At 71.5% G+C, this 18,336-nt stretch carries 17 protein-coding genes and 2 pseudogenes; 11 read left to right on the top strand and 8 right to left on the bottom strand.

Annotated features, from left to right (window positions below; all coding sequences use genetic code 11):
* Positions 1 to 177 precede the first annotated feature (177 nt).
* From FHX81_RS06240 to FHX81_RS06225, 4 genes are all read right to left on the bottom strand, one after another.
* Positions 178 to 2,133 (bottom strand): NAD(P)/FAD-dependent oxidoreductase, encoded by a 1,956-nt coding sequence (locus tag FHX81_RS06240; RefSeq protein WP_170231954.1) that lies wholly within the window; start codon positions 2,131 to 2,133, stop codon positions 178 to 180.
* Positions 2,130 to 2,969 carry a ferredoxin gene (locus FHX81_RS06235; RefSeq protein ID WP_141975922.1) on the bottom strand — a complete coding sequence of 280 codons (840 nt, stop codon included), beginning with the start codon at positions 2,967 to 2,969 and terminating at the stop codon, positions 2,130 to 2,132. The genes FHX81_RS06240 and FHX81_RS06235 overlap by 4 nt, the downstream gene beginning before the upstream one ends.
* A gap of 180 nt (positions 2,970 to 3,149) precedes the next feature.
* On the bottom strand, positions 3,150 to 3,902 hold the full coding sequence (locus tag FHX81_RS06230; RefSeq protein ID WP_246107657.1) for a DUF4142 domain-containing protein: 753 nt from the start codon (positions 3,900 to 3,902) through the stop codon (positions 3,150 to 3,152).
* Positions 3,903 to 3,914: 12 nt separating this feature from the next.
* Positions 3,915 to 4,493 carry a hypothetical protein gene (locus FHX81_RS06225; RefSeq protein WP_211363392.1) on the bottom strand — a complete coding sequence of 193 codons (579 nt, stop codon included), beginning with the start codon at positions 4,491 to 4,493 and terminating at the stop codon, positions 3,915 to 3,917.
* A 178-nt stretch (positions 4,494 to 4,671) separates the two neighbouring features.
* Between FHX81_RS06225 and FHX81_RS06220 the strand changes: the two genes are divergently transcribed.
* The 3 genes from FHX81_RS06220 to FHX81_RS06210 all read left to right on the top strand — a co-directional run bounded on the left by FHX81_RS06220 (position 4,672) and on the right by FHX81_RS06210 (position 7,155).
* Positions 4,672 to 5,235, top strand: a complete 564-nt coding sequence (locus FHX81_RS06220; protein WP_141975920.1) for a sigma-70 family RNA polymerase sigma factor — start codon at positions 4,672 to 4,674, stop codon at positions 5,233 to 5,235.
* Positions 5,236 to 5,238: 3 nt separating this feature from the next.
* Complete coding sequence (locus FHX81_RS06215; RefSeq protein WP_141975918.1) at positions 5,239 to 5,970, top strand: anti-sigma factor family protein; 732 nt, start codon at positions 5,239 to 5,241, stop codon at positions 5,968 to 5,970.
* 276 nt (positions 5,971 to 6,246) lie between these two features.
* Positions 6,247 to 7,155, top strand: a complete 909-nt coding sequence (locus FHX81_RS06210; protein ID WP_141975916.1) for an NAD(P)-dependent oxidoreductase — start codon at positions 6,247 to 6,249, stop codon at positions 7,153 to 7,155.
* On the opposite strand, the gene FHX81_RS06205 is transcribed toward FHX81_RS06210, so the two are convergent.
* Positions 7,108 to 7,452: a DUF742 domain-containing protein gene (locus FHX81_RS06205; protein ID WP_141975914.1), complete on the bottom strand. Its 345-nt coding sequence runs from the start codon at positions 7,450 to 7,452 to the stop codon at positions 7,108 to 7,110. The two genes, FHX81_RS06210 and FHX81_RS06205, sit on opposite strands and share 48 nt — an antisense overlap.
* 597 nt (positions 7,453 to 8,049) lie before the next feature.
* Between FHX81_RS06205 and FHX81_RS06200 the strand changes: the two are divergent.
* Positions 8,050 to 8,250: pseudogene (locus tag FHX81_RS06200) on the top strand (ATP-binding cassette domain-containing protein); the annotation flags it as partial.
* Between the two features lie 272 nt (positions 8,251 to 8,522).
* On the opposite strand, the gene FHX81_RS06195 reads toward FHX81_RS06200, so the two are convergent.
* Complete coding sequence (locus FHX81_RS06195; RefSeq protein ID WP_170231953.1) at positions 8,523 to 8,927, bottom strand: hypothetical protein; 405 nt, start codon at positions 8,925 to 8,927, stop codon at positions 8,523 to 8,525.
* A 372-nt stretch (positions 8,928 to 9,299) separates the two neighbouring features.
* Between FHX81_RS06195 and FHX81_RS40330 the strand changes: the two genes are divergently transcribed.
* A complete protein-coding gene (locus FHX81_RS40330; RefSeq protein WP_170231952.1) occupies positions 9,300 to 11,591 on the top strand; it encodes a carboxypeptidase-like regulatory domain-containing protein in 2,292 nt (763 codons plus the stop codon).
* 287 nt (positions 11,592 to 11,878) lie between these two features.
* On the opposite strand, the pseudogene FHX81_RS41865 reads toward FHX81_RS40330, so the two are convergent.
* Positions 11,879 to 11,962, bottom strand: a pseudogene (locus tag FHX81_RS41865) (DNA-binding response regulator); the annotation flags it as partial.
* 166 nt (positions 11,963 to 12,128) lie between these two features.
* On the opposite strand from FHX81_RS41865, the gene FHX81_RS06170 reads away from it, so the two are divergent.
* Positions 12,129 to 13,001, top strand: a complete 873-nt coding sequence (locus FHX81_RS06170) for a universal stress protein (protein ID WP_141975905.1) — start codon at positions 12,129 to 12,131, stop codon at positions 12,999 to 13,001.
* Positions 13,002 to 13,062: 61 nt separating this feature from the next.
* Here FHX81_RS06170 and FHX81_RS06165 read toward each other — a convergent pair whose 3' ends face one another.
* A complete protein-coding gene (locus tag FHX81_RS06165) occupies positions 13,063 to 13,497 on the bottom strand; it encodes a universal stress protein (protein ID WP_141975903.1) in 435 nt (144 codons plus the stop codon).
* A gap of 208 nt (positions 13,498 to 13,705) precedes the next feature.
* Between FHX81_RS06165 and FHX81_RS06160 the strand changes: the two genes are divergently transcribed.
* The 5 genes from FHX81_RS06160 (at position 13,706) to FHX81_RS06140 (ending at position 18,287) form a co-directional block, all read left to right on the top strand.
* Positions 13,706 to 14,182 carry a universal stress protein gene (locus FHX81_RS06160; RefSeq protein WP_141975901.1) on the top strand — a complete coding sequence of 159 codons (477 nt, stop codon included), beginning with the start codon at positions 13,706 to 13,708 and terminating at the stop codon, positions 14,180 to 14,182.
* 83 nt (positions 14,183 to 14,265) lie between these two features.
* The gene (locus FHX81_RS06155) at positions 14,266 to 14,691 is read left to right on the top strand and encodes an OsmC family protein (protein WP_141975898.1); all 426 of its coding nucleotides are present in this window, start codon (positions 14,266 to 14,268) and stop codon (positions 14,689 to 14,691) included.
* Positions 14,688 to 15,161 carry a universal stress protein gene (locus tag FHX81_RS06150; RefSeq protein ID WP_141975896.1) on the top strand — a complete coding sequence of 158 codons (474 nt, stop codon included), beginning with the start codon at positions 14,688 to 14,690 and terminating at the stop codon, positions 15,159 to 15,161. The genes FHX81_RS06155 and FHX81_RS06150 overlap by 4 nt, the downstream gene beginning before the upstream one ends.
* Positions 15,158 to 15,781 (top strand): CBS domain-containing protein, encoded by a 624-nt coding sequence (locus FHX81_RS06145; RefSeq protein WP_141975894.1) that lies wholly within the window; start codon positions 15,158 to 15,160, stop codon positions 15,779 to 15,781. The genes FHX81_RS06150 and FHX81_RS06145 overlap by 4 nt, the downstream gene beginning before the upstream one ends.
* A complete protein-coding gene (locus FHX81_RS06140; RefSeq protein ID WP_141975892.1) occupies positions 15,762 to 18,287 on the top strand; it encodes an HAD-IC family P-type ATPase in 2,526 nt (841 codons plus the stop codon). The genes FHX81_RS06145 and FHX81_RS06140 overlap by 20 nt, the downstream gene beginning before the upstream one ends.
* Positions 18,288 to 18,336 lie beyond the last annotated feature (49 nt).

Raw genomic sequence — 18,336 nt, 5'->3', positions numbered from 1 at the left:
GGGGACGGGACTGGAGCCTGTCGGAGAGGTAAACTTGCGTCAATCTGTCGCGGATGTCTGAATATTTCACACCACGCGAACAGTTTGTGAACGACGGGGTGTCGAGTGGTACCCGTACCTCATCACGACGGGCGTCCCGGCCGGGTGCGGTTGCCTTCGGGGCCGCGAAGCGGCGTCTCAACGGGGTCTGGCCCTGGGTCCGGTGCGGGCCGGCGACCGGCCCTGTCCCCGTGACCGCACGACCGGGGCGTGCGACGGCGGTAAGGGCAGCGGTTGGGACTCCTGCTGCTGACGCGGAACCCGGGCCGGCTCCACCGGATCGGCGAACCTGGCCCAACCCGCGCCGGGGGATTCGGCTCTCGCGGCGTAGGACCTCGCGGAGTCGGACCTCGCGGAGTCGGCTCGCGCCGCCTCGATCCGCACGGCCTCTTGGAGCAACGCGTTCTCCAACCGCAACGCCTCCGACCGCACGGCCGCGAACCGCAACGACTGCTCGGACCGCGTCGGCTGCGCCCTGGCGCGCTGGGAACCGACTTCCTGCACCCCGTCCTGCAACCCCGCGGATCCGACCGCATCGCCGCTCGAAACCCCGGTCCCAGGCGGGATCTCCCGCACGGACGCGGATCGGCCCGGCCAGTTCCGCGAGCCCGCCGATCCGGCCGCATCGTCGCGCGATCCCGCCGCCCGCGCGGGTCGTGGGCGCGGCGCTTCGAACCGCACCGACTCCTCGGCCCTCGCCGTGACCGCCACCGGCGCGACGCGGATCCCGACCCCGCCCCTGATCCCGGCCGGTTCCGGGACCGGCTCCGCCGCCGGTTCCGCTGCCGGCGCGGGCAGCGCGCTGGGCAAGGCCGTGTTCCGCCGTGCCGCGTCCGACCGGGCGCTGTCGTCGAGCGCGGCCTCACGTGGGGTTGGCTGCTGCCGGGGGCGGCGGTAGGGGCCGGTCCCGGTTACCCGGTTCTGCCGCCACAGCTCGGTCGACAGCTTGATCATCGCCGTCGGCGCGTCCAGCCCGACCATCCCGACCAGCCGCCCGTCGTCGATGAACCCGGTGATCGTCCGGTGGTCCTTCTGCGACCCCGCCAACGTCGTCGTGTCCTTGCCCATCGCGGGCAGCCCCGACCCCTGGATGCGCATCCCGTACTGCTCGGTCCAGAACCTCGGCACTGGAGTGAACGGCCGCGAACTGTCCCTGCCCGCCAACAGGTTCTCCGCGGCCGCCCGCCCCATTTCCACCGCGTTGAGCCAGTGCTCCACCCGACGCGGTTGTCCACCGAACCGGAGGTTCGGCCACCGCGCGACATCACCCGCGGCCACGACGTCGGTCCCGCCGACCACGTGGCACGTGGGGTCGCACAGCACCCCGTCCTCCAGCACCAGCCCCGAGCCGCGCAGCCAGGCCACCGACGGCGACGCACCCACCGCGATCACCACGACCGCGGCGAAGAACACCTGCCCGTCGGACAGGTGGATCGCCACCCCACCCGCCTGCCGCACCCAGTGCCGGATCTTCACACCCATCGCCATCCGGACACCGCGCACCCGGTGCGCCTCGGTGACCGTGTCGGCGATGTTCTTGCCCACCGCGCTGCCCAGCAACGTCGACGACCGGCTCACGATGGCCACGTCACGGCCCATCGTCTTCACCGAAGCCGCCATCTCGCAGCCGATCAGCCCGCCGCCGATGACCACGACCAGGCCCTGCGTGGCGTTGATCGCCCGCTTGATCGCGATCGCGTCGTCCACGGTCCGCAGCACGTGGATGCGCGGGTCCTGGCGCGGCGCGCCCGCGAGGTGCCGCGGCTCGACACCGGTCGCGATGACCAGCCCGTCGTAGCGCAGCTCCTCGCCGCCGGGCAGCCCCACCACGTGCCGGTCCGGCTCCAAATGGGTCGCCGCGGTGCCCAGCCGCCACACCGCGTTCAGCTCACGGCTGATGGTCAGCCGCAGGTCGGACGCCACCAGCTCGCCGTTGATGGCCTCCTTGGACAGCGCGGGCCGGTGGTAGGGCAGGTGCCGCTCCGCGCTCACGATGACGATCTCGCCGCGGAAACCCAGCTCCCGCAGCCGCTCGCCCGCGCGCAGGCCGGCCAGCCCGCCGCCCGCGATGACCACGCGTTCCTCGTTCTTCACCGGACACGCTCCCGCAGCTCGATCGCGCGCATCGGGCACGCCCGCGCGGCCGCCCGAGCCTGCGCGAACTGCTCCGGCGGCGGCCTGCGCTCGTACCGCAGGCGCTCGTCGTCGACCAGCTGGAACAGCCCGGGCGCCTCGGCCTGGCAGATGCCGTAGCGGTGGCAGCGCTCGTTGTCGACGCTGACGTCCAACGCGCTGCCGCCCGCGCCGTCGGGCTCGGCCTCGAACCCGGGCTCCGGCTCCAGCATGCCCAGCTTCACCAGCCAGTCCGGTGGCAGGAACCGGGCGATGGCGATGGTCGCCGTCGGCACCAGGATCGTGAGGCCGGCCAACCACAGCACGGCCAGGTTGCCGTTCGCGATCGCGCCGAACCACGAGTGGACCACCGTGACGGTGACCGCGACGTAAGCCAGTTGGTGCAGCCGCAACCACTTGCGGTAGTAGATCTTCTTGCGCAGGCCGGCGGTGATCGCGATGGTGAGCATGATCTCCAGGCCGAGGATGCCCAGCGCGTGCCGGAGCAGGCCGCCGTCGTAGAAGGGCACCAGGATCTTCAAGTACGGGAAAGCTCCGAGTTGCAACAGGGTGAACGCGAACGCGTGCAGCGACCCGAACGTCAGGGCCATGGTCGCCAGCACCATGTGGCTGTTGCGCAACCCCTGCCTGCCGGAGATCTTGTTGGCCCAGCCGGTGGCGATCAGCACGCCCCAGCACAGGGTGGCGCACATGGTCGCGTAGGCCAGGCGCGCCGAGATCTGCGCGACGTGGCGCACTCCGGCGTCGTGGTCGCCGCCGGTCGCCTGGGCGATCAGCAGCGGAACCTGGGTGAGCACTGGTGTCTACCTCCGAGATGGCGGGAGAGAACTCGCAGGTGGTTGGGGGGAACGGGTCGGCGGTGGTCGACCCGCCCGGCCGGCCGCGCAGGAGTGGTCACGACCTGCCGGGCGGGTTCGAGGGTGTGGGGTTCTCCGCGGTGGGAGACGCTCTGGTCGGGGTCCGGTCACCACCTCCTCTCACTTGACGTCGGCACGAGGTCGCAGCAGGCGCAGGATCGTGATCGTCACGACCGCGCCGACCAGGCACATGAGGAGAACCGACAGGGGTGTCGGCCCGCCCGAGGGGATCTGCGCCGAGGCGCGCACCGGGTCGGCGCTCACCGCCGCCGCGGGCGCCGCGCCGGCGGCCACCGGCTTGGCCAGGCCCATGTCGGTGACCATGTTGGTGCTCTCCAACAAGGTCATGTGCTTGAGCACGATCTGGTTGCACACCTGGGCGAACTGGCGGATCGCCTCGTTGCGGGTGGTGGCCCGCACGGTCGCGATGGCCGGGAAGATCGAGCCGTGCGCCGCCCGCAGCCGGTTGGCGAACGAGTCGTCGAACGCCGCGCCGGTCCGCGAGCGCATCTCCGCCATCCACGACTGCTGGTCGGCGTTGGCCTCGTCCGGCAGCGCGACACCCATCTGGGACGCCAGCCGCACCACCCGCTCGTCGAGGAACGTGTGGTCGCTCGCCAACTGCGCGCCGACCTCCTTGACCCGGGTGCTGGCCGCGCGGGTCTGCGCCTCCTCGCCCATGGGCATCTCCCACAGGCCCGCGAGCCGCACCTTGACCAGCAGTTCCTTGTCCAGCGCGGTGATCGGGCCGAGCGGCGTCTGCTCCACCGGCCCGGCCGCGGGCGGATCGTCGGCGCGCGCGACACCGGGCAGCACGGGCAGCATCAGCAGGTGCAGGGCCAGCACGGCCGCCGCGAAACGCTTGCCTGACATGGGTTTCTCGTCCTAGTAGCCGTCGCCGGTGGACGGTTGGCCGGGTGCCGCGCCGTCGTTCGCCTGCGCCTTCTTGCCCTCGGGCGTCACCGCGAACCACGCGCCACCCTTGCCCTGCCCGGTCACCTCACCCGCCTTCTTGTCACCCGCGTACCGGTACAGCGGCCACCCGGCCAGCGTGACCTGCTTCTTCCCGTCCGCGCGCGCCACCGAGCCGACCAGCGTCGGGTCCACGCCGGAGGTCATGGTGTGGTCGCTGACGAGCACCGGCGGCCACATCGCCACGCACTCGGCGTCACAATTCGACTTCGGTGGTTTCGCGGTGTCCTTGTCGTAGCGGTACAGCGCGAAGCCGCCCGCGTCCGCCACGAACCACCCGACCTGCCTCGACTCGGTGGCCGAGAGCATCTGGTGCGGCTCCTTGCCGAATTCCGGCGGTTGTTGGAGAGTCGTCGAACCGGAACCGGCGCCGCCTGCCGGGTTCTGGCCCGCGACGGTGTCCACGCCGGTCACGCCACACGCGCTGACCAGCACGGACACCGTTGCCGCCGGAACCAGCAGCAACGCCTTCCGGGTACGTCGACCACGCATCATTGGTCCTTTCTCCTGCGGGCGGGTCCGCCGAAAGGACCAGCGGACCGGAGAACCGGGTCCGTGCCTTCAGAGCGGATACCGGGGCATACGGACACGAAGCGATGACGGTTCACGAACAAATCAACGACTTTTTTTGCGGCCAAACCCTCGACGCGGCCGCCCCCGGCGCGCTTGGATGCTCGGCGTGGCGCGGCACAGACGCAGCACTTCCCCCCGAAGAGATCACGGCCGGCCGGACCTCAGCCTGGAAGACGAGCTGATCCGCAGGCTCTACCAGGAGTTCGGCAGCGCGCTGCTCGGACATGCCATGAGGCTGACGGGCAGCGACCGGCAGTGGGCAGAGGACATCGTCCAGGAGACGCTCGTGCGGGCGTGGCGCAACGCCGAGAAGCTGGAGCGGGACCCCGTCCTGCTGCGCTCCTGGCTGTTCACCGTGGCCCGGCGGCTGGTCATCGACGACCGTCGCAAGCGGAGCGTCCGACCGCAGGAGTCGGAGTTGACGCCGTCCGACGAGGCCCCGCAGCGGGACGAAGCGGACCGCACGCTGGCGGCCATAGTCGTTGCCGAAGCGATGAACGGACTGACGGAAGAACACCGGGAGGCTATTCTCGAGACGTACTTGAGGGATCGGACCGTCGGGGAAGCCGCAGCGGTGCTCGGGGTACCGCCCGGCACGGTGAAGTCCAGGGTGTACTACGCGCTTCGCGCCCTGCGGCGTGCGTTGCAGGATCGGGGCTGACAGGTGACTTCGCAGCCGAACCACGTCGATGTGGCGGCGTACGTCCTCGGGGTCCTCGACGAGGACGAGGTCGACGCGTTCGAGAACCACCTCGCCCAGTGCCGTCGATGTGCGCTCGACCTGCGTGATTTCGCCGAACTCCCCGACCTGCTCGACGAAGCCGACGCCAACGGCATGCTGCGCGCCAACGCGGGGGAGCGGCCCGACGGCCGTTCGGTGCGCGCGATGCTCGACTCGGTGTCGGACTCCAGGGCGCGCAAGCGCCGCACCTTCGCGCTGCTGGCCGCCGCCGCCGCGGTGGTGCTCGTCGTGCTGACCGCGGTCGTGTCGGTGAACGTCGCCGCACCGTCCGACCCGGTCGCCGCGCCGTCCGCGCCGCCGGTGCCGGAGCAGTCCAACGTGGCGAAGGGCGTGCCCGACTCGTCCGGCACCATCACCCGCACCGACCCGGTGACCGGGGTGTCCGCCCGGCTCTCGGCCAGCCCTGAGCCGTGGGGCACGTCGGTGCAGCTGGAGGTGAAGGGCGTCAAGGGGCCGTCGCGGTGCGAGCTGGTGGCGAAGTCGCGCGCGGGCGAGGCGGTCACCGTCGGCTCGTGGCTGGTGACCGCGTCGGGCCCGGCCAAGGACCCGGTCACCCTCCAGTCCTCCGTGGGCCTGCGCTGGCACGACATCGAGGAGTTCGTCGTGCGCGACACCGACGACGGCTCCACCCTGCTCCGCCTCCCCACCTCCTGACCTCGCCGAGAGTCGAACCTCCAAGCCCCGCGTGTCGAACCTCCAAGCCCCGCGTGTCGAACCTCCAGGTCCTGCGTGTCGAACGTCCAGGTCCTGCGTGTCGAACGCTCAGGCCTCGCGTGTCGAACGCTCAGGTCCCGGAAGTCCTACGTTCGGGACACCCGAGTTGAACGCTCGGAACACGCCGACCGCACCACCGTTCAAGACCGGCACCCCCGGCGCGGCGTTGAATCCCACCCGGGAGACGGCGCCGTGCCGTCGTGCGAGGAGGTCGCGGTGGAGGTCGGATTCATCGGTCTCGGCATCATGGGGCAGCCGATGGCGCTCAACCTGGCCCGGTCCGGCCGGCCGCTCGTCGTCTGGAACCGGTCGCCGCACCGCGCCGAGCCGCTGCGGGACGCGGGCGCACGGGTCGCCGCCACGCCGGCCGAGGTGTTCACCGCCGCCGACGTCGTGATCCTCATGCTCGCCGACCAGCACGCCATCGACGACGTCCTCGCCCGCCGCACGGACCGCTTCGCCGACCACGTCCGAGGCCGCACGATCGTGCACATGGGCACGACGTCCCCCGGCTACTCGCGCGACCTCTCCGCCGACGTCCGCGCCGCCGGCGGCCACTACGTCGAAGCGCCCGTGTCCGGCTCGCGCGGCCCCGCCGAGGCGGGCGAGCTCGTCGCCATGCTCGCCGGCGACCCCGACCCCGTGGCACGGGTCCGCGACGTGGTCGCGCCGATGTGCGCCGAGGTCGTCACCTGCGGCGCCACCCCGAACGCCCTGCTGATGAAGCTCGCCGTGAACCTGTTCCTGATCACCATGACCACCGGCCTGACCGAGGCGTTCCACTTCGCCGAACGGCACGAGCTGGACCTCGGCACCCTGGTCGAGGTGCTGGACAAGGGCCCGATGTCCAGCAAGGTGTCCCGCGCGAAGACCTCGAAGCTGCTCGCCGACGACTTCGACGCCCAAGCCGCGGCCCGCGACGTCCTCATGAACAACCAGCTCATCGCCGACGCCGCCCGCGCCGCCGCGGTCGCGTCACCGCTGCTGGACGCGTGCCTGGCCCTGTTCACCCGCGCGGTGGAGCTGGGGCACGGCAAAGAGGACATGATCGCCGTGGTCCACGCATTGCGCGAACGCTCAGATTCGGCGCAAACCCATCAGGACCCGTTCCATCAACTCCAGTGACGGCCGGCCCTTCTCGTCGATCGCGCGATCCTCGTGCACGTTGATCAGGCTCATGTCCGACATGTCGGCCAACAAAACGCGCACCACGCCGAGCGGCAACCGCAACGTCGCCGCGACTTCCGCGACGGAATGCGGATTGCGGCACAGGTCGCTGATGATGCGGTGTTCCGCGGTCGACGTGAGGGCGTCGCGGGCCGCCTTCTCGTTCGTCGTCACGATGGTCTCGATGGCCAGCGTGGTCGCGGAGCGCGTGCGCCCGCCGGTTCTGGTGTAGGGACGCACCCGGAGGGTCGACACACCAGCTCCTCAAAGCCGTCGGCGTTGATCTTGGTCACGCGGTGTCAGGGTCGCTGACGCCGGTAGACCCTACGAGTGATCACCGCTCCTGTCTCGGTTTTCCCGCCATGTGGGAGAAACGGCGTGTCGTCGCGACGGTCCGTGGCCGGTCGTGTCCGGGGGGTGTTCGACGCGGTGGGCGGCCCGTGCGCAGCCATCGGATGATCGGTCTGCTTCACCGTCCGTTCGTCTCGCGTTCGGCTCCGGATCGCCTGGGACTCCTCGTCCCAGGCGTCCGCCGGGGGTCTACCCGATGGGTGTGGGATTCGCGATCACGCTTACCTCGCAGAACACGTTGGGGGTTTTCCGGTGTCCTGGCGATGAGCTCACCACCGAGCGGCTTGTGGCCGAAACCGAACGTACTGACGGGTGGAGCGCTCTCACAACGGTTGTTGACCAAGGTTTGAGGTTCGGGGATCCCGCACCGGCCTCGGGAATTCCCCCAACCGCGATTCCGGGGTCATTCCGGACGCGCCACGCCCCGCCCGTCCGCCACATTCACCGGCGGTGCACGGCGAGCGCCCTCCCGGGGTGAAGGGGTGGAGGACTACGGGCAACGTGAGGGCCGCCGAAAGAGCGGTGGACGTGTGGAAGCCCTACGGCACGGGGGAAGCCGCGGTCACGGCGCTGGGGGGGGTGAGCGTCGAGTTCGACCGCGGCCGGTTCACCGCGATCATGGGACCGTCCGGGTCGGGCGAGTCGACGCTCATGCACTGCCTCGCCGGGCTCGACACGATCGATTCCGGCGAGGTCCGGATCGCGCACTGACGAGCGGCGACCAGTGGGCGGCTGCTGGTCTTCACCTCACTTTGACGTTCAACGGGCCAGGTGGCTCCAGCAACCGGGGAAGCGGCGACGGGGCTGCTGCGGATGGTGTGGCCTTGCGGTGGGCGGCCTGGTCGCGGGGCTGATCGATGATCGCCTTGATCTTCCGCTGCCGCAGGTAGGCGCGGTTGGCCTGGGAGCTGTAGGCCTTGTCCGCCGGGACCCGGTGCGACCGGGACCGACGAGTGGCACGGAGATCTGCTCGATCACGGGTCTGAACTGCGGGCCGTCACCCCGCTGACCGGCGGTGACCAGCAGCGACAACGGCCGTCGGCCCTGCTCGCAGGCCAGGTGCGGTTTGCTGGTCCACCCGCTTCGCGACCGACCCAACCCGTGATCGTCCGGCTCGGCCCCGCCGAGCGGGGCGTCGGGTGGTTCGACCTGCAGGTCCCCCTTGTCCGCGCACCGGCGGCGTGCTGGTGCGCCCGCGTGGTCGTGGAATCCACGCTCACGTCCCACACGATCAGCCCTTCGCCGTCTGCGCGGACCTGCAAGGCGGTCGACACCCGCCGCCGGACCCCGGCCCGCTGCCGGCGCCGGAACAACCCGTAGACGGTCTGCCAGGGCCCGTACTCGGGCGGGACATCCCGCCGCGGGGCACCGACCCGCACCCGCCACCCCGGTCACCTCACTTCTGAGACACGACCGTGCCGCACCTCTGTGTGTGCTGGGAGCGGTGGCATGAAGTCCGGCGGTGTCGACACGGCCAACCATCTCGGTGGAACGGTGCACGGCCCGGCCGTGCAGGCGGGCAGCGTCGACGTGCTCGACATCCGCCTGCCGGGCTCGACCGCTGGTGCCGTGAGGGTCCCGCAGCAGCTGCCGCCGGTCACCCGGGCGTTCACCGACCGGCAAGGGGACCGGGAGCGGTTGAGCCGCGTGCTCGCCGAGACCCACGGAGCCGGTGATCAGAGGGCCGGGGGACCGATGGCGGTCAGCCTGCATGGTGCCACCGGCATTCGGCAGTCGACCTTGGCGGTGCGGTGGGTGCTCGACATCGTCGAGCAGTTCCCCGACGGGGTGCTGTATGCCCGGTTCGAGCCGGTGAACGTCCACGCCCGTGTGAAGAACGGCACCGACGGGGCGGGGCCGCCGCCGATCCGGTCGAGTGCGTCGTGCTCCACGTCGTGCTCACCGGGCAACAGGTCGAGCAGCGGCGGCGAGGGCTCGCGCGTCGCCGGTCGCGGCGACACGCGAGCTGGTTCTGCCAGGGAGGCTGGTTCGGACCGCCGTCCGCGGAGGGTGGTCGCGGCGTCCCCGGCTTGTTCCGCGGCGGCCTCGGCGCGGTCGATGCGGCCTGTCGCGACGGCCGCGCGATCGTCGCAGCTCCGCATCCCAGCGCAGGGTTCCGACACCTACGGGCAGAGCAGGAAGTCCCTGCTCGACGAGGATTTCCGCCTCGGGACGGTGCACCGACTCCTCTGTCGTCCCTGCCTGGGCGGCAGAAGGCTGGAAGCGGAGCATCCGAAGGAACGCGCACCAGGAGGGAGTGTTCCGAGATGGCGTGCACAGCAAGATCATTGAGCGCGCTGCTGTCGGCCGCGGCGCTGTGCATCGGAGTGTCCGTGGGACCCGCGTACGGGGACGGGGCCACGTCGTCCGAACCGACCGCCACCACGACCGCCCGACCGACCACGGCCGAGATCCAGCCGACCGAGACCGAAACCACGACCTCGGCCCCGGCCAAGACCACCGACCCGACGACCGGGTCGGCCACCACGACCGAACCGGCCGGCACCACCGGTCCCACGCCGGCCGAGCCGTCGGCGTCCGAACCGGATCCCAGGGCGGTGGACCTGCGGCTGGAGACCTGGTTCGAGAAGGACGGCTACTTCCTCGACGAAGAGGTCATCGTGCACGCCAGGGTCACCAACGTCGGCACCACGACCGCGAACCCGGTGTGGGTCGGGTCGACGGGGGAGTCGCTTCACCACTACTGGACCGGCTTCGGGCAGGGCGCCGGACCGGTCGAGCCGGGCCAAGCCGTGGAAGGCAAACTCACGTCGCACATCATCGGCATCGTCGACCTGCTCACGATCGAGGTCAGTACCGGGGCGACCGACCAGGACGACGCGAACCCGGCCGACAACATCGCCACGATCACCGCCCCCGTCACGGTCGTCCGGGGCGACTACTCGGGCACCTTCTACGGCGACCGCAACGTGAACGGCGTCATGGAACCGCACGAGGCGCTCGCCGGCCTGGAGCTGTCCATCTCGAGCGTGGAGCGGAACTACAGGTACCGGACGACCACCGACGAGGCCGGCCGCTTCGCGTTTCGGGACGTGCCCCGGAGCACCTACCGGACCTTCATCGATCTGGAAGGGTGGCAATTCCGGCTGCCTGACGTGGAGGTCGGTCGGGGCGTCGACCCCGATGTCCTGATCCGGGGCGAGTACCTGCCGGACCGGGTCCTCACCGCGACGGCCGCCTTCGATCGGCCGACCTATGGCATCGGCGACACCGCGGTCCTGTCACTCGGACTGACCAACGGCGGTCGCGGAACAGTCCCGAACATCACCGCGATCGCGGTCGCCTACGGTCAGGTTCCCGTCGACCTCGGGAAGTTCGACCAGTACGGTCCCGGTGTCACGCTGCTTCCCGGCGAGACCGGGAGGGTCGACGTGCACATCCCTGTCGACGACCGCGTGGCCGACCTGGGAACCATCAAGGTGACCGTCACCTTCGGTTCGCCACCGTTCGGTTCGGGGAGCGTCCAGGCCTCCGCCATCGCCCGAGTTCCGGGCCGGCGGTTGGCCGTCGTCCAGGGCACCCTGGGACTTCCGTGGTCCTACACCGGCCTTGGCGTCGGTGTCCTGGGTCCACCGCCGTACGGGCGGGTGGTGCCGGACACGAAGGTTTACCTGCGGGACCAGGCCACCGGTGCGGTGTCCTTCCGGGACACCACTGACCGCTTCGGGAAGTTCGAGTTCTTCGACGTGCAGGTCGGCCTGTACACCGTCGGCGTGGTCGGCCCTTGGCGGATCGTCGGCAGCACGGACTTCAGCGTGCCTTCGAACAGCTACTGGTACCCCTACTCCGTGCTCGTCGTTCCCGGTCCCGTCCAACCCGATCCCGACGACCAGCCGCAGACGACCACACCCCAAGGTGGCGTGCCGCCGGCGACCGCTCGAACCACTCCGCCCACGAGCAACGACCCCGAGCAGGAACTGGCCGCGACGGGCGTCGGCGCGACGTGGCTGGCCTTGGGCGGTCTGCTGACCCTCGTGACCGGCGCGGGCTTTGTCACCGGCGCGCGGCGCCGCCGGACCTGACTGCACCACACGACGGGGGTGCAGGTCCGACGGGTCGGCCCCCGTCCGTTCGGGTCACCGGCACCGGGTGCCATGACCATAACGCGACAAGCGTGCGACGCAACCGACTGCTCCCGCCGCGGGGACCGGCAGAATCGGCCCGTCCGGGTTCTTGCTGTCATGTGCGACGCTCGTGACGCTGAAATGCCCGTGTCCGAAGGCTCCCCTTCAGCCTCGTCGAGGCGCACGCCGGTCGCGCCGGCGGCCATACCCCGGAACCGCCCGGATCAGCACCGAGTTGCCCGGTGGCGCTTGAGGACGAATCCGGATGCTCCGGCCATGATGGCGTCGAAGAGGGCTTCGTCCTCGGTGAACGAGGTGAGCCAGGAACACGTCGGCGCCACAGGGACGTGGGTGGGGTCGGGCGGTGGCCCAACGGCCCCGTCCGGTCGGGACCTAGGACCGCTGTTCCCGGCCCGTCGGCTGCTTAACGTCGAACACGAGGGAGTACGCGGGTCGACCTGCGGTCCCGACACCGGATGCGGAGAGGAACCTGTGATGAATGCCCCGATCGTGGTCGGCGTGGACGGTTCGGCCTCAGCGTTGACCGCCGTGAAGTGGGCGGCCGAGGAGGCCGCTCGGCACCGTGTTCCGCTCAAGCTCGTGCACGCCTTCCTGCTGCCCACCCGCGGCTACCCGGAGATCGTGCTGACCGGCCACGACGTGCGGGAGGCGTTCGAGAATCAGGGCCGGCAGTGGCTCGAGGAGGCCGCGGCCGCGGCCCGTGCGGCCGTCCCCGAGGTGGAGCCGGACACCGCGATCGTGTTCGACCGGCCCGCCGCTGCGCTGATCGCCGCCTCGGAAGGGGCACGGTTGATCGTGCTCGGCTCGCAGGGGTTGGGCGGGTTCTCCGGCCTGCTGGTCGGTTCGGTGGCCGTGGCGGTCTCCGCGCACGGCAAGAGCCCGGTGGTGGTCATCCGCGACGAGATCCGCCGTGACGGCCCGGTCGTGGTCGGTGTGGACGGCTCGCCCACGAGCGAGGAGGCGATCGCCTTCGCGTTCGCCGAGGCGTCCGTGCTCGGCGCACCGCTCACAGCGGTCATCGCCTGGACCGACTTCCTGGTCGACAGCGCCTTCCACTCCCGCTTCACGGTCGACTGGGCGCGGGTCGAGGACGAGCAGCTGCGGCTGCTGGCCGAGCGCCTCGCGGGCTGGCGGGAGAAGTACCCCGACGTGCACGTGAACCGCGTGGTCGCGCACGACCGCCCCGTCCGGGCCCTGCTCGACGCCGCCCGGGACGCCCGCCTGCTGGTCGTGGGCAGCCACGGCATGGGCGGCTTCACCGGCATGCTGCTGGGCTCGACCAGCCAAGCCCTCGTCTACCACGCCGAGTGCCCGCTGGCGGTGGTCCGCCCTACCTCGGCGGAGTAGCGGGCAGCGATAAGGGGACCGGTCGGTTGACCGGTCCCCTTATCGCTGACCCGTGGTGGCGTCAGGTCCGGCCGGGTGGCACGACCACGACCGGGCACGTCGCGTGGCGCAGGCAGTCCGCGGTGACGCTGCCCGGGAGGAACCCGGCCAACCCGCTGTGCCCGTGGGCACCGACCACGAGCAGGTCCGCCTGCCTCGACGCCTGGGCCAGCGCCGTCCCCGCGTCACCCACGATGGTGACCTCGGCGACCGGCGGCGCACCCGGCACGGCGGCACGGACCTCTTCCACGATCGAGTGGAGTTCGCGCGCGGGGTGCCGGTGCCCAGGGGTGTCGGCGTGCGGGTGCACGCCCATCGACGCCGCTGCCACGAACTCCGGTTCGCGCAGCCACGCCATCGTCGCTTCGACGGCGTCACCGGTCTTGACCGCCTGCGCCAGCGCCCAGCGCAATGCCTCGCGACTCGCCGGCGACCCGTCCACACCAACCAGGATCATGGCTTTCTCCTCTCCGTTGACCTGCAGCGTTCGCCCTGCGACGGCACGACCGACAGGGACTTGAGCCACCGCCCATCGGGGCCGATGCGCACCAGCGCCCACCCCGGGCCGCCTTCAGGGCCGAAGGTCCCGGAGCCGACGGGACCGCGGCCACTGACCACGTCGACCCCGCGTCGGGAGGCTTGGGGTGAGCACCTGAGGAGGGGCAATGGACGAGACGATCGTGGTGGGAGTGGACGGCTCACCGGTCAGCCGGACGGCGTTGCGCTGGGCGGTCGAGGAGGCGAAGCTGCGCGGCTGCGCGGTCGAGGCGGTCCTCGCCTGGCACGTGGACTACGCCATGGTGATCGGGCCGATGTCGGCCACGGTCGCCGCGATGATGGACCGCGACAAGTTGCGCGAGGAGCACCAGCACGTGCTGGACGAGGTCGTGGCCGAAGCAGGTGGCGACGTCCGCGCGGTGCTGGCCGAGGGCGATGCCCGCGACGTGCTGGTCAAGGCGTCCGAGCACGCGTCGCTGCTCGTGGTCGGCAGCCGGGGAGCGGGGCCGATCCGCGGTGCGCTGCTCGGTTCGGTCAGCTCCTACTGCGTGCACCACGCGACGTGTCCGGTCGTCGTCATCCGCGCGCCCGAGCCCGAGCACGTCGAGCCGAAGCCGGTCATCACCCCCGGACCGCTGCTGTGACCGCGTCCCCGACCCTCGACCGGGCGCTGTCGGCCGATGGCCCAGTGGTCGCGCCGCGAGAGCTGGGACCCGAGGAGGCCGTCATGACCACCACCACCGCCACCACCTCGGTCGAGGTGGCTTACGAGTCCGGTGAGGAGTACGTGGTGCGCATCGGGGACCACGAGGTGCGCACCGACCAGCCGCGGGAATCCGGTGGCCACGACCTCGGCCCGAGCCCGGTGGAGCTGCTGGTCGCGTCGATGGCCGCGTGCACCGCGTTCTACGCGGGCCGGTTCCTCGACCGCCACGGCGAGTCGCGTCACGGCCTGGCGGTGACGGCCGAGTACCGGACGGCCTCCGACCCGCTGGCCCGCGTCGCCGAGGTGTACCTGGCCGTGCGGGTGCCGCGCGGGATGTCCGAGCGGCGCAAGGCCGCCCTGCTGGCCGTGGTCCAGCACTGCACCGTGCACAACACGCTCCGGCGAGCGCCGGAGATCGTCATCGAGCTGAACGAGGTGGAGTCATGAACGCAGGTCCGATCGTGGTCGGGATCGACGGCACCCCTGCGGGCGAGCGCGCGCTGCGCTGGGCCATGGACGAGGCGACCCAGCGGAAGCTCCCCCTGCACGTGGTGAACGCCTACGACTACGAGCCGCTGGCCGACTGGGCGATGACGTCCGAGCAGGACGCGAGGGCCCGCTCGGAGGCGCTGGTCGACGACGCGCTGCGGGCCGCGGCCGTGGGCCGGTTGGAGTTCCCGCGGATCATCCGGCACTGCGTGCGGGGACCCGCGGCCGAGGCGCTGGAGGCGCAGGCGCGGGGTGCGTCGATGCTGGTGGTGGCCTCGCACAGCGGCAGCCGGTTGCGGCGGGTGTTGCTGGGCAGCACCAGCGCGCACTGCGTGCGGCACGCGACCGTGCCCGTGGTGGTCCTCCCGCCGGCCGACGAGCAGCACGACGGGGCCGCGGTCGGCGCGGGACAGGAGGCCGGGCGATGAGGGTCCGGGACCTGATGACGCACGACGTGGTGACCGTCTCGCCCGAGACGGCCGCCCGTGACGCCGCCGCGCTGCTCGCCACGAAGGGGTTCACCACCCTGCCGGTGGTCGACGGAGCCGGCACCCTGGTCGGCGTGGTCACCGAGACCGACGCGCTGCGCGACCGGCTGCCCGTGGACCCGCGCTCGCTCGTGCACGGGCAGCCGTCACGGGCGCGCCCCATCCCGCGCAGGAGGGTCGCTGACGTGATGAGCGAGCCGGTGGTCGCCTCGACCCCCGGGACGGACGTCGCGGAGCTGGCCCGGCGCATGGCCGAACACGGTGCGCGCAGCGCGTGCGTGGTGGACGGCAAGCGGCTGGTCGGCATCGTCACCCGCCGCGACATGCTGCGCGCGATCAGCCGTGACGACCGCGCGCTGGCCGCCGAGGTCCGGCACCGCCTGGGCCTCTACGCCGACCCGCACCGCTGGACGGTGACCGTCACGGACGGCCGGGTAGCGATCGTGGACGCGTTGGACGACGAGTGCGACCGGCACGTGGCCGCGGTTCTGGCGGGCGCCGTGGCCGGTGTGGTCGACGTCCGCTTCCCGGAGACCCGGCATGCCGTCGACCACGGCTGAACGCGACGCCACCCCGCACGGCATGCCGGTGCACGAGGTCGTGCTGCTCGCCGAGACCGACGCCGACACCGGCCTGTCCGGCGCCGTCGCCGCCGCGCGGCTGGCCTCGCTCGGACCGAACAAGCTGCCCGAGCGGCGCGGACCCGGACGGCTGCGCCGATTGCTCGCCCAGTTCCACAACCCGCTGATCTACGTGCTGCTGGCCGCCGCCGCGCTGACCGCCGTGCTCGGCGAGACCGTGGACGCCTCCGTCGTGCTCGGCGTGGTCCTGGTCAACGCCATCGTCGGCTACCTGCAGGAGGTGCGGGCCGAACGAGCGCTCGACGCCCTGGAAGCCATGGTCCGCACCGAGGCGACCGTGATCCGCGACGGCACCGCCGCGCGGGTCACGTCCGAGGAACTCGTTCCCGGCGACCTCGTCGTGCTGGACGAAGGCGACCAGGTGCCCGCCGACCTGCGGCTGGTGCGCACCCGTGAGCTGCGGGTCGACGAGTCGGCGCTGACCGGTGAGTCCCAGCCGGCGCACAAGGACCCGCTGCCCGTGCCGCACGACGCCGCGCTGGCCGACCGCACCAACATGGCCTACTCCGGCACGCTGGTCACCACCGGCGGCGGACGTGGCGTGGTGGTCGCCACCGGCGCCGACACCGAGATCGGGCACGTGCACCGGCTCGTCGGCACCACCACGACCGTGCAGACGCCGCTGACCCGCAAACTGGCCCGGTTCAGCAAGCTGCTCACCGTCGTCATCCTCGGCCTGGCCGTGGTCAGCGTGGTGATCGGGGTGCTGCGCGGCGAGCCGTTCGCCGAGATGGTGACCGCCGCCGTCGCCCTGGCCGTCGGCGCGATCCCGGAAGGCCTGCCCGCCGCGGTGACGGTGACCCTGGCCATCGGTGTCGCCCGCATGGCCCGCCGCAACGCCGTCATCCGCCGCCTGCCCGCGGTCGAAACGCTGGGCAGCACCACGGTCGTCTGCACCGACAAGACCGGCACCCTCACCGCCAACGCCATGACCGTCCGCCAGGTCGTCGCCGACGGGCAGCGCTGGGCGGTCGACGGCATCGGCTACTCGCCGCTGGGGGACTTCCCGCCGCCCACAGCGGCCGTGCGCGAGGTGCTGCTGGCCGGGCTGGCCTGCAACGACGCCCAGGTCGTCCTCCAGGACGACAGGTGGACCGCCGTCGGCGACCCCACCGAGGCCGCACTGGTCGTGTCCGCCCGCAAGGCCCGGCTGACGCCCGACGACGTGCCCGAACGGGTGGACGAGCTGCCGTTCACCTCGCAGCGCCGGTTCATGGCCACCCGGCACGCCGGCGGCGTCGTCTACCTCAAGGGCGCGGTGGAGCGGATCTCCGAGTTCACCGGCTCCACCGACCACACCGAAGCCGACCGGCTCGCGCGCCAGGGCATGCGCGTGCTCGCGTTCGCCCGGACGCACGTGCCCGAAGGCACCCCGCTGACCGAGGACGTCCTGCACGGTGCCGTGTCGCTGGGTCTGCAGGCGATGCACGACCCGCCGCGGCCCGAGGCCATCGAGGCGGTGCGCGCGTGCCAGGAGGCGGGCATCGAGGTCCGCATGATCACCGGCGACCACCTCGGCACCGCCCGTGCCATCGCGGCCCACTTCTCGCTGTCCGACGACGCCGTGCACGCCCGCGTGTCGCCCGAGGAGAAGCTGAAGCTGGTCAAGCAGATCCAGGCGGACGGCCACGTCGTCGCCATGACCGGCGACGGCGTCAACGACGCCCCGGCGCTGCGGCGCGCCGACATCGGCGTGGCGATGGGTCGCGGCGGCACCGAGGTGGCCAAGCAGGCCGCCGACATGGTGCTGACCGACGACAACTTCTCGTCCATCCGCGCCGCCGTGGAGGAAGGGCGTGCGGTCTTCGACAACCTGCGCAAGTTCATCATCTGGACGCTGCCGACGAACATGGCCGAGGGCCTGGTCATCCTCACCGCGATCCTGCTCGGCACCGCCCTGCCGATCCTGCCGGTGCAGATCCTGTGGATCAACATGACCACCGCCGTCGCCCTGGGCTTGACGCTGGCCTTCGAGCCCCGCGAGCCCGACGTCATGCGCCGCCCGCCGCTGCCGCCGTCACTGCCCCTGCTGACCGGGGCCCTGATGCAACGCATCCTGCTGGTCTCGGCCGTGCTGCTGGCCGGCTCGTTCGCCGCGTTCCACCTGCACGGCGGCACCCTGGACCAGGCGCGGACCGTCGCGGTGAACGTGTTCGTGGCCGCCCAGATCGCCTACCTGTTCAACTGCCGCTCGCTGCGGAACCTGCGGCCGCACGTCGGTTTCCGCCGCAACCCGTGGCTGGTGGTCGGCATCGCCGTCACCATCGCGTTGCAGCTGCTGTTCACCTACCTGCCTGCCATGAACACCCTGTTCGACACCGCGCCGATCGGTTGGCGGGACTGGGCGGTCGTGGTGGCGCTGGCCGTGGTGGCCTACGCCGTGGTGGAAGTGGAGAAGTGGCTGCGACGCAAGTCAACCGGGTGAGCGGTTACGCGCCGATCCTTCGCGGTGGGATACTCCCGTGGCTTGAAGG

Source organism: Saccharothrix saharensis, assembly GCF_006716745.1.
Classification (GTDB): Bacteria; Actinomycetota; Actinomycetes; order Mycobacteriales; family Pseudonocardiaceae; genus Actinosynnema; species Actinosynnema saharense.
This window is presented reverse-complemented; position numbering and strand designations above follow the sequence as displayed.

Bases quoted from the DNA above. Each gene is read 5' to 3' on its own strand.
- FHX81_RS06230 (WP_246107657.1), bottom strand. From the start codon at position 3,902: ATGTCAGGCAAGCGTTTCGCGGCGGCCGTGCTGGCCCTGCACCTGCTG.
- FHX81_RS06225 (WP_211363392.1), bottom strand. From the start codon at position 4,493: ATGCGTGGTCGACGTACCCGGAAGGCGTTGCTGCTGGTTCCGGCGGCA.
- FHX81_RS06220 (WP_141975920.1), top strand. From the start codon at position 4,672: ATGCTCGGCGTGGCGCGGCACAGACGCAGCACTTCCCCCCGAAGAGAT.
- FHX81_RS06170 (WP_141975905.1), top strand. From the start codon at position 12,129: ATGAATGCCCCGATCGTGGTCGGCGTGGACGGTTCGGCCTCAGCGTTG.
- FHX81_RS06165 (WP_141975903.1), bottom strand. From the start codon at position 13,497: ATGATCCTGGTTGGTGTGGACGGGTCGCCGGCGAGTCGCGAGGCATTG.
- FHX81_RS06160 (WP_141975901.1), top strand. From the start codon at position 13,706: ATGGACGAGACGATCGTGGTGGGAGTGGACGGCTCACCGGTCAGCCGG.
- FHX81_RS06155 (WP_141975898.1), top strand. From the start codon at position 14,266: ATGACCACCACCACCGCCACCACCTCGGTCGAGGTGGCTTACGAGTCC.
- FHX81_RS06150 (WP_141975896.1), top strand. From the start codon at position 14,688: ATGAACGCAGGTCCGATCGTGGTCGGGATCGACGGCACCCCTGCGGGC.
- FHX81_RS06145 (WP_141975894.1), top strand. From the start codon at position 15,158: ATGAGGGTCCGGGACCTGATGACGCACGACGTGGTGACCGTCTCGCCC.
- FHX81_RS06140 (WP_141975892.1), top strand. From the start codon at position 15,762: ATGCCGTCGACCACGGCTGAACGCGACGCCACCCCGCACGGCATGCCG.